This window comes from Streptomyces chartreusis NRRL 3882 (assembly GCF_900236475.1).
GTDB lineage: Bacteria > Actinomycetota > Actinomycetes > Streptomycetales > Streptomycetaceae > Streptomyces > Streptomyces chartreusis_D.
Map to the genome: position 1 here is coordinate 4,306,364 of NZ_LT963352.1, position 11,620 is coordinate 4,317,983.

Genomic DNA, 11,620 nt, shown 5'->3' on the forward strand with positions numbered 1-11,620 from the left:
GCTGCCCGCGTTACGAAGCGGCCGCGGGCAGCACCACCTCGAAACGACAGCCGCCGGGGATGTTCCGTACGCTGGCCCGGCCTTGGTGCGCCTCCACGATCCCCCGGACGATGGCGAGGCCGAGGCCCGCTCCGGCCGGGGGCGTCCGGGCGTGTGTGCCGCGCCAGCCGGTGTCGAAGACGCGCGGCAGGTCCTCGTCGGGGATGCCGCCGCAGCCGTCCGTCACGGACAGCACCACGCCCTCGGTGGAGCGTTCCGCGCTGACGGCGACCGTGCCGTCGGCCGGGGTCCGGCGGATGGCGTTGACCAGCAGGTTGCCCAGCACCCGGCTCATCTCCTTGCCGTCCACCTCCACCGGCACCGGCTCGATACGGCCGCCCACCAGCCGCACCCCGTGCTCCCGGGCGAGCGGGTCGGCTCCCGCCAGCGCGTCGCCCACCAGGTCGTACAGGGAGATCCGGCTGGGTGCCAGGGCGAGCGCGCCGGCGTGGATGCGGGAGAGTTCGAAGAGGTCGCCCACCATGTCGTTGAGGCGTTCGACCTCGGTGCGGATCTGCTTCAGATAGCGGCCGGGGTCGGCGGCGACGCCGTCCTCCAGGGCCTCCGACATGGCCCGCAGACCGGCCAGCGGGGTGCGCAGGTCGTGCGAGATCCAGGCGACGAGTTCCCGCCGGGAGGTCTCCAACGCGCGTTCCCGCTCCCGGGATTCGGCGAGTCTGGCGCTGGTGGCGGCCAGTTCGCGGCTCAGGTGGTCCAGTTCGGCGGTCGTCGGGCCGACGGGGGCGGCGAAGTTCCCGCCGTCGCCGAAGGAGCGTGCGGCCACGGCGAGTGCGCGGCTGCGGGCGACGACCCAGCGGCCCAGCAGCAGCGCGGTGGCCAGGGAGACGACGGCCGCCATGGCGACGACGGTCGTGACGACGGTCAGGTCGTGCGGGGAGAGGAACATCGCCCAGGCGACGGCGAGCGTGCCCGCGAGCATCGCGACGACGCCGACCGCCGCGACCACGGCGAGCGAGGCGGTGAGCGACCGGCGCCGGATCAGGCGCAGCACCCCGGCCCCGGCCAGGCCGGTGGCCGCGGCACCGGCGAAGGCGTACAGGGCGATGAGGAGCGTGTCGTTCACGATCCGGCCTCCGCTCCCGTGGGGTCGAAGCGGTAGCCCACGCCCCACACGGTCTGGATCAGGCGGGGCCGGGCCGGGTCGTCCTCGACCTTGCCGCGCAGGCGGCGGACGTGGACCGTGACGGTCGACAGGTCGCCGAAGTCCCACCCCCACACCTCGCGCATCAGGTCCTCGCGGCCGAAGGCCCGCCCCGGGTGCCGCAGGAAGAAGGAGAGCAGGTCGAACTCGCGGAGGGTGAGGGCGAGTTCGGTGCCGTTCTTGGTGGCCCGGCGGGCTGCCGGGTCGACGGTCAGACCGGCTGCTCCCAGCCGGTGCCCGGGGGCGGCGGGCCGGCTGCGGCGCAGCACCGACTCCACGCGCAGCACCAGTTCGCGGGGGCTGAAGGGCTTGGTGACGTAGTCGTCGGCGCCGACCTCCAGGCCCAGGATGCGGTCGTCCTCGTCACCGCGGGCGGTGAGCATGACGACCGGGACCGGCCCGTGTCCGCGCAGCCGTCGGCACACCTCCAGGCCGTCCATCCCGGGCAGCATCAGGTCGAGGACGACCAGGTCCGGCCAGTGCGCGGCGGCGCGGGTGAGGGCGGCCGGGCCGTCGCCGGCGCGGTCGACGACGTAACCGGCGCGGTCCAGGTACCCGGCGACGACCTCGGCGACGGTCGGGTCGTCGTCGACGACCAGGACCCGCGGGGTCCCCTCCGGGGTCTCCTCGTGCTGTTGCGGCTGCTGCATGGTTCCAGCGTCGCACCGGGCCGCCGGCGATGGCCCGTCCGGACGCCCCTCGGCCGTCGACGTCCGCGTTTCGTAAGGAGCGGGAGTCCGGTATGCCCGTTTCGCGTTCGTAGGGTGAGACCGTGACGACGACTCCTTCGGACGTCGACGTGGTGCTGCCCTGCCTGAACGAGGCCGAGGCCCTGCCCTGGGTGCTCGAACGGATCCCGCCGGGCTGGCGCGCACTCGTCGTCGACAACGGTTCCACCGACGGCTCGGCCCAGGTCGCCCGCGCGCTGGGCGCGACGGTCGTGCACGAGCCGCGCCGGGGCTTCGGCGCGGCCTGCCACGCCGGGCTGATGGCCGCCACCGCCGACGTGGTGTGCTTCTGCGACTGCGACGCCTCCCTCGACCCTTCGCTCCTCGTCCCCTTCGTGCGCGAGGTGCGAGGCGGCGGCGCCGACCTGGTTCTCGGGCGGCGGCGACCGCGGGGGCGGGGCGCGTGGCCCGCGCACGCCCGTGCCGGGAACCTCGCGCTCGCGCGGATGCTGCGCCGCCGCACCGGGCTGCGGCTGCACGACCTCGGTCCCCTGCGCGCCGCCCGCCGCGAGCCGCTGCTCGCCCTCGGTCTCACCGACCGGCGCAGCGGCTATCCGCTCCAGATGGTGGTGCGCGCGGCCGACGCCGGCTGGCGGATCGCCGAGTACGACGTGCCGTATCTGCCGCGCACCGGTGCCTCGAAGGTGACGGGCACATGGCGGGGCACCTGGCAGGCGGTACGGGACATGAGCCGGGTGCTGGGCGAGGCGCCCGGCGAGGCTCCGGCCGTGGGGAGGGGCGTACGGTGACCGCGCTGCTCGTCATCGCCAAGGAGCCGCGCCCCGGCCGGGTCAAGACCCGGCTCACCCCGCCCTTCACGCCCCGTCAGGCCGCGTCCCTCGCCGAGGCGTCCCTCGCCGACACCCTGGACGCGGTGGCGGCGGCCCCGGCCGGGCGCAGGGTCCTCGTCCTCGACGGGGAGCCCGGCCCCTGGCTGCCGCCCGGCTTCGACGTCGTACCGCAGTGCGCGGGCGGTCTCGACGAGCGGCTGGCGGACGCGTTCGCGCGCTGTGCCGGTCCGGCCCTGCTCATCGGCATGGACACGCCGCAGGTGACGCCGGAGCTGCTCGCCGTGGACTTCACCGGCTGCGACGCCTGGTTCGGCCCGGCCGAGGACGGCGGCTTCTGGGCCCTCGGCCTGGCCCGCCCCGACCCGGCGCTGCTGCGGGGCGTGCCCATGTCGACCTCCGCGACGGGGGCGGTCCAGCGGGACCGGCTCGTCGCGGCGGGCCTGCGGGTCCGCGACCTGCCCCGCCTGCGCGACGTCGACACGGCGGCCGACGCCCACGCGGTCGCCGCGCTGGCCCCGGGCGGCCGGTTCGCGGCGCGGCTGGCCGGTTGTGCGGCGCCGGCCTCCCGCACGGACGGGGGTGCGGGGCGGCTTTCTCCGTGTGCGGCGCCGGACTCCCGCCCGGCCGGGCCCCGATGAGCGCCCCGCCCGTCACCGCCGTCGCCTGGGCAGCCGCCGACCCCTACGCCGCTGCCCTGCGCGCCGGTCAGGGGCCGCTGTTCCTGCGGCGGGCCGACGGCTGGCTGCTGCCGCTGGAGGTGGAGCGCTGGTGTGCGCGGGCCGATGCGGTGGACCGGGGCGTGCTGGACCGGTGCGAGGGGACCGTGCTGGACGTGGGATGCGGGCCCGGGCGGCTCGTGGCGGAACTCGCCGCGCGGGGCCGGGCCGTACTCGGCATCGACGTCAGCGCCGCCGCCGTCGACCACACCGTACGGATGGGGGGCCAGGCGCTGCGGCGCTCGGTGTTCGAGCCGCTGCCCGGCGAGGGCCGCTGGGACACCGTCCTGCTCATGGACGGCAACATCGGCATCGGCGGCGACCCGCGCGCCCTGCTGGACCGGGTGGCCGGACTCCTGCGCCCCGGCGGTCTGTTGATCGCCGAGACCGCGCCGGTGGACATCGACGAACGCGCCCACGTGCGGGTCGTCGGCCGCACGGACGCGCGCGGCACCGGCGATCCCTTCCCCTGGGCGCGGCTCGGCACGCCCGCCCTGCTCCGGTACGCCCGGGGTTGGACACGGGCCGGTCAGTGGACGGCCGACGGCCGCCGCTTCGCCGCCCTGCGCAGCCGCAGCAGCCGCACCGCCAGCAGCAGCGCCGAGCCGCCGAAGAGGACGGCGGTGATCAGCAGCCAGCGGGCGGCGAACACGTCCGCGGGCAGCCCGGTGGCGGACCGGTAGCGCCGCTCCACCATGCCGCTGACCAGCGGGAACCATACGAGGAGCAGCAGCCCGGAGAGAGCCGCCGGTACGCGCACGTAACGCACCCACTCGCGGCGCGTGCCGAGCCCCCGTACGACCGCCCGGTCCAGGGCCGCGTACAACGGCAGCAGCACGAGGTCGTGCAGCAGCGCCGCGCCGACGAACCACAGCGCCACGCCGAGCCAGTCACCGGCGAGCAGCCGTACGCCCGCGTAGGCGGCCAGCGCGAACGAGCAGGTGAGCAGGAGAAGTTGGAAGGGGCTTCCGACGGGGAAGCGCGGCCGGCGCATCACAGGTCTCCGAACGTCATCCGGGCCACCCACTTGGTGTTGAGCACACCGGGTGCCGCGGGCACGATGATCCGCGCCGGGTAGCCGTGGTCGGGGGACAGCTCCTCGCCGTTGACGTACAGGGCGAGGAGGGAACGCGGGTCGGCCACCTGGTTGGCGCGCAGGGCGGCGCTGCGGAAGGCGCCGTGCCGCTGGAGGGACTCGACGAACACGTCCGGCGGGTTGTCGCCGTCGTAGCCGACGAGCGCCGCGAGATCGCGCAGCCGCACCCCGCGCCACCACTGGTCCGACGTCGACCAGCCCTCCACACAGGCGATGGGCAACGCCGAGCTGTGCAAGGGGAGTCCGGCGAGCAGGGCGCGGCTGAGGCGGACGGTGCCCGTGCGCCCGGTGACGACGAGCCGCCATGCCTCGTCGCTCGTCTCGGCCCTGCTGATCCCCCTGGACGCGGCGGTCTTGTTGATCTGGAAGCCGTTCGGTCCGCTGCCGGGATCGCCGCCGCCGTGCGGTGCGAGGAGGGCGGTGCGCCGCAGCGGACCGTCGAAGTTCTGGCCGACCGTCGTCGCGAACAGCAGCAGCGAGCCGCCCCCGACGAACCACAGGGCACCGCGCCGGGAGACGGTCGGCTCGGCGGGGCGCGGCGACACGAGGTCGTTCCGCTCCTCCCGCAGGTGCCGCAGATTGCGCAGTGCCGTGGGCGTCTTCAGCAGCGCGTGGGCGACGAAGGCGGCGAAGAACACCCAGGCTCCGTAGAAGTGCAGCGGGTAGAAGGAGCCGGGGAAGACGTAGTCGAGCTGGACGTTGAGCACACCGGTCACGAACTCGAACAGCGCACCGCCCACCAGGAGCAGCAGCGAGATCCGCTCCAGGGCGTGCGTGAGCGAGCGGGCCGGCGGCAGCGCGAACAGCCTCGGGATCACCGACCAGAGCTTGGCGAGCAGGACGGGGATCAGCGTGATGCCGAGGGTGACGTGGACGCCCTGGTTGAGCCGGTACAGCCAGTGCGGGTGTGTCGGCCAGGCGAAGAGGTAGAAGCCGAGGATCCCCTTGTCCGGGGTCTTGTCGTTCACCGGCGACAGGTCCGGGTTGTAGGCGGCGTACGAGACCAGGCCAGTCACGAACAGCACGGTGATGCCGGCGAGCAGGACGACGCCCAGCACGGAGGTGAACCAGGGACCGCGCAGGGGGCTGCGCCAGAAGCCGGGCGAGGAGGGAAGCCGGGGGGCGTCTCGCGAGGGATGCCGTGGAGCGTCGGGGTCGCGCATGTCCCGACGGTAGGCCGGGACCACCCCATGAAAGGGTGCGCAACCCATGACGAAACGCTGACGTCCGGCCCGGACGGCGGTCCGCGCCCGCTCTGTCGGCCTAGCGTTCCGACGTGACCCGCTCCCTCCGCCGTGACCTGTACGCCGCCGGGGCCGCTGCCCTGCTGGTGACGGCCGCCGTCCTGATCGGCCGCCACATCCAGGGCACCAGCCGCACCCTGTTCGTCGACTGGCCCCCGCTGCTGGCGTCCTGGGGCCCCCACCTGGGCCCCGGCACCCCGGCGGCCGTGGTCCTGGCGATCGCCACCGTGGCGTACGGCCCCACGCTCGCGGCCCGACTCCCCTGGCGGGCTCTGCTCGCCCTGACCTGGGGCACGGCCACGGCGTGGATCTGCTCCCTGGCCCTGATCGACGGCTGGGACCGGGGCATCGCACGCCGGCTCACCACCCGCTACGAGTACCTCCAGGTCATCGACCGCTTCGAGAACATCCCGGCAGCGCTACGAGACTTCACCCACCACATCCTCCTCGACTCACCCGACAACTGGCCCGCCCACATCGCCGGCCACCCGCCCGCGGCCACGCTCACCTTCGTCCTGCTCGACCGGATCGGGCTGCGGGGCGGCGGCTGGGCGGGAATGTGGTGCATCACCGTCGGGGCGACGGCCTGCCTCGCCGTGCTGGTCACGATCCGCGTTCTGGCCGACGAGTCCCTCGCGCGCAGGGCGGCCCCCTTCCTCGTCCTCGCCCCGGCGGCCGTGTGGATGGGCACCTCGGCCGACGCGTACTTCGCGGCGGTGGCGGCGTGGGCGGTGGCGCTGCTGGCCCTGGCGGTCACGAGACGGTCGCTGTGGTGGGCCGGGGCATCCGGCCTCCTCTTCGGCCTGACCTGCTACCTCTCCTACGGCCTCACACTCGTCGCGCTGATCGCGGCGGCGGTACTGGTGCTCGGCCGGCACGGCATCCGGGAGCGCCCCGCTCTGCTGGTGCCGCTGCTCGCCGGAGCGGCCGTGGTCCCGGCGGCGTTCACGCTCGCCGGGTTCGACTGGTGGGAGGCGTACCGCCTGCTGGTGACGCGCTACCACCAGGGCGCGGGCGGCATCCGTCCCTACGGCTACTGGGTGTGGGCCAACCTGGCCTGCACGGTGCTCATCACGGGCCTGGCGACGGCGGCGGGCCTGCGCCGGACGGGAGCGGTGCTGTTCCGCCGCCGCGCCGGCACGCCCCACCCCCGTGCCGAGCCCCGCCTCGCACTCCTCGTCTCCGCCGCGCTCCTCGCCCTGCTGGTCGCCGACCTGTCCGGCATGAGCAAGGCGGAAACGGAACGCATCTGGCTCCCCTTCGCGCTGTGGCTCCTCCCGTCCTGCGCGCTGCTTCCCCACCCACGGGCGTGGCTCACCGGGCAGGTGGTGCTGGCGTTGCTGCTCAATCATTTGCTGTTGACGGGGTGGTGACCCGGACAGTTTCTACGACAGGAAACGGCCCGGCCGATGGAGGGAACTGCTCCAGCGCCGCCGGGACAACGACCTGTGAGCCCTGCCCGGCGGCGGCATGGAACCTGGGGTAGACCTCGCACTCGCCCGCACCGGTCCGCAACGCCCGCACGGCGGGCTCGACGCACGCCCTCCCCATGATCTGGGTCCGATCGTGATCAAGACTCCCCAGCCCGGTTGCCGGCACCCCAGAAGAACGGGCCGGCTGTCGGCGTGACCGTGATGTCCCAGCCGAGCTCGCGAAGCCGCCTTTCCAGTTGTGCCGGCTCATACGGAACTTTGACGATTCGGTACGCCGTGCCATCAGGGATGCGCCGCTGGATGGTGGACGATGCCGGGCCCTCGACGAGCTCCTCCGGCGTGCGGTAGTGGTCATCGACGAAGAACACCCGGCCCTGCGGCGCGAGGGCAGTGGTCACCAGAGACCAGAAGGACTCGAATCGCCTGGCCGGCACGTGCGAGAGCCAGCACCCCATGAACACGACGTCATAACGGCGGTCGGGTTCCCAGGCGAACAGGTCAGCCTCGACGAATCTCACCTGGGCACCATCAGGGACGCGGCTCGCGGCGATCGCGAGCATGTCCGGGGACGCATCGACGGCAGTGACGTCACCGGCGTGGCGGAGCAGCTGAGGGGTCCAGGTGCCGGGACCACAGGCCAGTTCCAGCACACTGCCCGCCGGACGGAACGCGTCGAGCGCCTCAGCCGACTCAGCGCCGCCGGGAAGATCGAGCAGCTGGTCAAGGTAGTCCGGGGCAAGGGCACTGTAGTAGGCACGCTGTTCGGACAGGAGCCGTTCCTGAGCTGATCCGGTGTTCATGGCGACACTGTGGGACTTGCCCCAGAGGCAAGGTCAACTCTCAGAAGGAGCGGCCACATCGAAGGTGATGTGCGGCGCCAGCGCCCGGAGGAAGTCGGCCGCGTCGAAGATGTGGCCCGCGGAAGCCACGCCCGTCGTGTGGGTTCGGCCCGTGAGGATGCGGGCGGTCGCCTCTGCCGCCAGCGGTGCGGTGACGGCGTAGATGTCCTGGCCCGTTGCCACGGCGCGTCGTTCGGTGTCGCCGGAGCGGACGACGGCTTCGACGGTGAAGGTCTGGTCGGAGCGGCCGGTCTCGTCGGTCGCGGACGGGGCCGGTGTGTCCGGGGACGAGAGGTCGCCGGCCGCTTCGGTCGTCATGTGGGTGCGTACCTCGGGGATGGAGAGGTGGCTGGGGATCGTGACCACGTCGGCCATCGTGAACTCCCCGATGACTTGCCTGGTGCCCATGGGGGCGGGGAAGGGCCACTTCAGGACGGTCGGCTCGGCGTCGTGGTACTCCAGCCGGCCGTTCGTGAAGCGGACGCGCCGGCCGGCCCGGCGCTCACGGGAGACCGTGCCCGCGACGCGCGTCCCGGGGGTGGGGTGCCAGCCACTGAGTCCGTAGGCGATGGTCGCTTCGTCGGCTGTCGTCCAGTCGCCCATCGCGGCCGTGGTGAGGAGGTCGCCCAGGCCGCCGTAGAAGGCCATCGCGGGGACGATCACCGCTCCCGCCGCCCGGGCGCGGTCCGCGAAGTGCGTGAACGTGTCGGCGTTGGCCTCGATCTCGGCGGCCACGTCCACGTACGGGATTCCGGCCCGCAGGGCCGCCTCGATCACGGGCGCGGCGGTCAGGGCGAATGGCCCGGCGCAGTTGATCACGGCGTCCGCCCCGGCCAGGGCGCGGTCGAGCGAGGCGGGGTCGTCGACCGAGGCGGGGCGGGCCTCGAGGCCGGGGGCGGATACCGCCGGCTCCCGCAGTTTGGCCGCGTCGCGGCCGGCGAGGATCGGGACGAACCCGCGATCGCGCAGTTCAGCCACCACGAAGCGTCCCGTGTGGCCGGACGCGCCGTACACCGTCACCGTCTGTCCCGTGCCCGTGCCCGTGCTCATTCCCGTTCCCATGGGTTCTCCCCCGTCGAGTGCTCACGCCGTTCGGTCCGCTGCGAGCTGTCACGGACATCCTGGCCACCGTGGGCCACCCACCGTGAGTGTCCGGAACGACGTAGCCCGTACAGTTCCGGACATGAGTGGTGTCGTCGCGCTCGCCGTCACCGACGGGATGCTGCACTTCGAACTGTCCCTGGCGTATGAGGTGTTCGGCTCGGCTCCGGCGGACGTGGACGTGCCCTGGTACGACGTCCGGGTCTGCGGGGTGGACGCCGTGCGGGTCGGGCGGTTCCGGCTGGAGCCCGACCAGGGGCTCGACGGGCTTCGGGACGCGGACACCGTGATCGTCCCCGGCTGGGCGGACACCGACCTGGAGCCGCCCGCCGAGCTCGTCGGCGCGGTGCGGGCGGCCCACGAGGCAGGGGCTCGGGTGGCCTCCCTGTGCACGGGCGCGTTCGTGCTGGCCTCGGCCGGCCTGCTGGACGGCGGGCGCGCGACCACGCACTGGGCGCACACCGGGGCGCTCGCCGCCCGCTACCCCCGGGTGGAGGTCGATCCGGACGTGCTCTACGTGGACAACGGCAGCGTGCTGACCTCCGCCGGGAAGGCCGCCGCGATGGACCTGTGCCTGCACCTGGTCCGTCTCGACCACGGCTCGGCCGTCGCCAACGCCGTGGCCCGCCGCCTGGTCGTACCGCCGCACCGGGCCGGGGGCCAGGCCCAGTTCGTCACCGCCCCGGTGCCCGCCCGGGACGACCATCCGCTCGCCGCGCTGCTGCCCTGGGCGATCGAGCGTCTCGACCAGCCGCTCAGCGTGGAGGACCTGGCGCGGCAGGCGGGGATGAGCTCGCGCCATCTGGGCCGCCACTTCAGGGCGGTGACCGGCACCACTGCGCTGCAGTGGCTGCTGACCCAACGGATCCGTCGGGCCCAGGAGTTGCTGGAGACCACCGACGACACGGTCGATGTCATCGCCGCGGCCACCGGCATGGGCACCGCCACGACGCTGCGCCGGCACTTCAACCGCACGGTCGGCGTGCCTCCGGACGCCTACCGCCGGACTTTCCGGGACGCTGACGCGCCCCTCAGCCGTCGGCAGGACCGTCCCGTCGGGCACCTCGCCCCGCGGCGGTGACATCGCGCATGGTCAGCAGAAACCGCCGCACCGTGGCCAGCTCCTGTTCGTCGAAGGCTCCCATCGCCCCGACCATCTCGTGGATCAGCGGCCCGAAGAACGACCAGCCCAGGGCGACGGCCTTCTCCTGCACGACGAGAAGCACCCGTCGGCGGTCGCGGGTGTCGCGTTCCCGGCGGACGAGCCCGAGTCGCTCCAGCCGGTCGACCAGGGCCGTGGTCGATGCCGAGTTCACCCCCAGCTTCGCTCCGAGCCGTCCGGGCGTGGCCCTCTCGCCCGCCCGACCGGCGTCCAGCAGATGGATCAGCGCCCGTACGTCCGTGGCATGCAGGCCGTTGCGGACAGCGAACTCCGCGGCGAACAGGTCCAGTTCGACGGTGACGGCCCGCAGCAGATGGACCAGTTGAAGGCCAGGATCCTGCTCGTCCACGCTCTCACTCCCGTAATATCTCGACCATCGAGATTATTGATGGTCGAGATATTACGGGCAAGGGCGGGCGGGGCCATGGGTGACGAGGCAGTTTTCTACGCGGCGTACGACGCCGTCCTGCGGCAGTGGCCCGTCGAGGTCCGGAGCGTCGACGTGCCGTCCCCCCACGGCAGCACCCGGGTCCAGATCTGCGGCCGGGAGGACGGCGTTCCGATCGTGCTGCTGCCCGGCGGCGGGACGACCTCGGTGGTCTGGTTCGCCACCGTCGGGGCCTTGGCCGCCAGCCATCGGGTGTACGCCGTCGACCTGATGGGCGACATCGGTCGCAGCGTGCACGACGGGGAGCGACTGCGCGGGGCCGGCGACCTGACGGCATGGCTCGACTCGGTCCTCGACGCGCTGGACCTGGACGGTGCACGCTTGTGCGGCCACTCCTACGGCGCCTGGATCGCCCTGAACTACGCGCTGCACGCGCCCCGCCGGCTCGACAGGCTCGCGCTGCTCGACCCGGTCAACTGCTTCGCCGGCATGAGCCCGCGCTACCTCGCGCATGCCCTGCCGATGCTGCTGAGGCCCACGGCCGAGCGGGTGCGGGCCTTCCACCACTGGGAGACCGGCCGTACTCCTGAGGATCCCGTGTGGCGAGCCTTCCTGGACAGCACGGCCGGCGCCCGGCGGTCGAAGGTCGTCGCCATGCGGCGTCCCAAGGCCCAGGCCCTGCGGGGTTGCACCGTCCCGGCCCTGGTGGTCCTGGCCGAACGCAGCCGGGCCCACAACGCGCGACGCGTGGCGGCCGCCGCACGCCGGCTGCTGCCCGAGGCCGGCGTCGTCACCCTGCCCGGCGCCTCCCACCATTCCGTCCCCACCGAGCGACCTGCCGAACTCAACCGGCTGTTGGCCCAGTTCCTGGCCTGAGGACGCCCGGCCGCGTCCTACCCAGGCAGGAGCTCTCTCCCCACA

The 11,620-nt window shown here is 73.5% G+C and carries 12 protein-coding genes; 6 read left to right on the forward strand and 6 right to left on the reverse strand.

Annotated features, from left to right (window positions below; translation table 11 throughout):
* Positions 1 to 10: 10 nt before the first annotated feature.
* Both SCNRRL3882_RS19300 and SCNRRL3882_RS19305 read right to left on the reverse strand, forming a co-directional pair.
* A complete protein-coding gene (locus SCNRRL3882_RS19300; RefSeq protein ID WP_010032285.1) occupies positions 11 to 1,123 on the reverse strand; it encodes a sensor histidine kinase in 1,113 nt (370 codons plus the stop codon).
* Entirely contained in the window at positions 1,120 to 1,851 is a 732-nt protein-coding gene (locus tag SCNRRL3882_RS19305; protein ID WP_010032287.1) for a response regulator transcription factor, read from the reverse strand. The genes SCNRRL3882_RS19300 and SCNRRL3882_RS19305 overlap by 4 nt, the downstream gene beginning before the upstream one ends.
* A 122-nt stretch (positions 1,852 to 1,973) precedes the next feature.
* Here SCNRRL3882_RS19305 and SCNRRL3882_RS19310 point away from each other — a divergent pair, with 122 nt between their 5' ends.
* Genes SCNRRL3882_RS19310 through SCNRRL3882_RS42430 form a run of 3 tightly spaced genes read left to right on the forward strand, consistent with a single transcriptional unit; the run spans position 1,974 to position 4,119 of the window.
* Positions 1,974 to 2,678 (forward strand): glycosyltransferase family 2 protein, encoded by a 705-nt coding sequence (locus SCNRRL3882_RS19310; RefSeq protein ID WP_010032289.1) that lies wholly within the window; start codon positions 1,974 to 1,976, stop codon positions 2,676 to 2,678.
* On the forward strand, positions 2,675 to 3,358 hold the full coding sequence (locus SCNRRL3882_RS19315; RefSeq protein WP_010032290.1) for a TIGR04282 family arsenosugar biosynthesis glycosyltransferase: 684 nt from the start codon (positions 2,675 to 2,677) through the stop codon (positions 3,356 to 3,358). Before SCNRRL3882_RS19310 ends, SCNRRL3882_RS19315 begins: the two co-directional genes overlap by 4 nt.
* On the forward strand, positions 3,355 to 4,119 hold the full coding sequence (locus SCNRRL3882_RS42430; protein WP_029180640.1) for a class I SAM-dependent methyltransferase: 765 nt from the start codon (positions 3,355 to 3,357) through the stop codon (positions 4,117 to 4,119). Before SCNRRL3882_RS19315 ends, SCNRRL3882_RS42430 begins: the two co-directional genes overlap by 4 nt.
* 310 nt (positions 4,120 to 4,429) lie before the next feature.
* On the opposite strand, the gene SCNRRL3882_RS19330 is transcribed toward SCNRRL3882_RS42430, so the two are convergent.
* Positions 4,430 to 5,695: a molybdopterin-dependent oxidoreductase gene (locus SCNRRL3882_RS19330; RefSeq protein WP_010032293.1), complete on the reverse strand. Its 1,266-nt coding sequence runs from the start codon at positions 5,693 to 5,695 to the stop codon at positions 4,430 to 4,432.
* Between the two features lie 113 nt (positions 5,696 to 5,808).
* Here SCNRRL3882_RS19330 and SCNRRL3882_RS19335 point away from each other — a divergent pair, with 113 nt between their 5' ends.
* Positions 5,809 to 7,149: a hypothetical protein gene (locus SCNRRL3882_RS19335; protein ID WP_010032297.1), complete on the forward strand. Its 1,341-nt coding sequence runs from the start codon at positions 5,809 to 5,811 to the stop codon at positions 7,147 to 7,149.
* Between the two features lie 197 nt (positions 7,150 to 7,346).
* Here SCNRRL3882_RS19335 and SCNRRL3882_RS19340 read toward each other — a convergent pair whose 3' ends face one another.
* Entirely contained in the window at positions 7,347 to 8,009 is a 663-nt protein-coding gene (locus tag SCNRRL3882_RS19340) for a class I SAM-dependent methyltransferase (protein ID WP_010032299.1), read from the reverse strand.
* A 33-nt stretch (positions 8,010 to 8,042) separates the two neighbouring features.
* Positions 8,043 to 9,098, reverse strand: a complete 1,056-nt coding sequence (locus SCNRRL3882_RS19345; protein WP_010032301.1) for a saccharopine dehydrogenase family protein — start codon at positions 9,096 to 9,098, stop codon at positions 8,043 to 8,045.
* Between the two features lie 133 nt (positions 9,099 to 9,231).
* On the opposite strand from SCNRRL3882_RS19345, the gene SCNRRL3882_RS19350 reads away from it, so the two are divergent.
* The gene (locus SCNRRL3882_RS19350; protein ID WP_010032302.1) at positions 9,232 to 10,230 is read left to right on the forward strand and encodes a helix-turn-helix domain-containing protein; all 999 of its coding nucleotides are present in this window, start codon (positions 9,232 to 9,234) and stop codon (positions 10,228 to 10,230) included.
* On the opposite strand, the gene SCNRRL3882_RS19355 is transcribed toward SCNRRL3882_RS19350, so the two are convergent.
* On the reverse strand, positions 10,181 to 10,660 hold the full coding sequence (locus SCNRRL3882_RS19355) for a MarR family winged helix-turn-helix transcriptional regulator (RefSeq protein ID WP_010032303.1): 480 nt from the start codon (positions 10,658 to 10,660) through the stop codon (positions 10,181 to 10,183). The two genes, SCNRRL3882_RS19350 and SCNRRL3882_RS19355, sit on opposite strands and share 50 nt — an antisense overlap.
* A 75-nt stretch (positions 10,661 to 10,735) precedes the next feature.
* On the opposite strand from SCNRRL3882_RS19355, the gene SCNRRL3882_RS19360 reads away from it, so the two are divergent.
* Positions 10,736 to 11,575, forward strand: coding sequence for an alpha/beta fold hydrolase (locus SCNRRL3882_RS19360; protein WP_010032304.1), 840 nt, complete (start codon positions 10,736 to 10,738; stop codon positions 11,573 to 11,575).
* Positions 11,576 to 11,620: the final 45 nt, after the last annotated feature.

Excerpts from the sequence above, each read along its gene's own strand:
- SCNRRL3882_RS19305 (WP_010032287.1), bottom strand. The coding sequence starts at position 1,851 with ATGCAGCAGCCGCAACAGCACGAGGAGACCCCGGAGGGGACCCCGCGG.
- SCNRRL3882_RS42430 (WP_029180640.1), top strand. The coding sequence starts at position 3,355 with ATGAGCGCCCCGCCCGTCACCGCCGTCGCCTGGGCAGCCGCCGACCCC.
- SCNRRL3882_RS19330 (WP_010032293.1), bottom strand. The coding sequence starts at position 5,695 with ATGCGCGACCCCGACGCTCCACGGCATCCCTCGCGAGACGCCCCCCGG.
- SCNRRL3882_RS19340 (WP_010032299.1), bottom strand. The coding sequence starts at position 8,009 with ATGAACACCGGATCAGCTCAGGAACGGCTCCTGTCCGAACAGCGTGCC.
- SCNRRL3882_RS19345 (WP_010032301.1), bottom strand. The coding sequence starts at position 9,098 with ATGAGCACGGGCACGGGCACGGGACAGACGGTGACGGTGTACGGCGCG.
- SCNRRL3882_RS19350 (WP_010032302.1), top strand. The coding sequence starts at position 9,232 with ATGAGTGGTGTCGTCGCGCTCGCCGTCACCGACGGGATGCTGCACTTC.
- SCNRRL3882_RS19360 (WP_010032304.1), top strand. The coding sequence starts at position 10,736 with ATGGGTGACGAGGCAGTTTTCTACGCGGCGTACGACGCCGTCCTGCGG.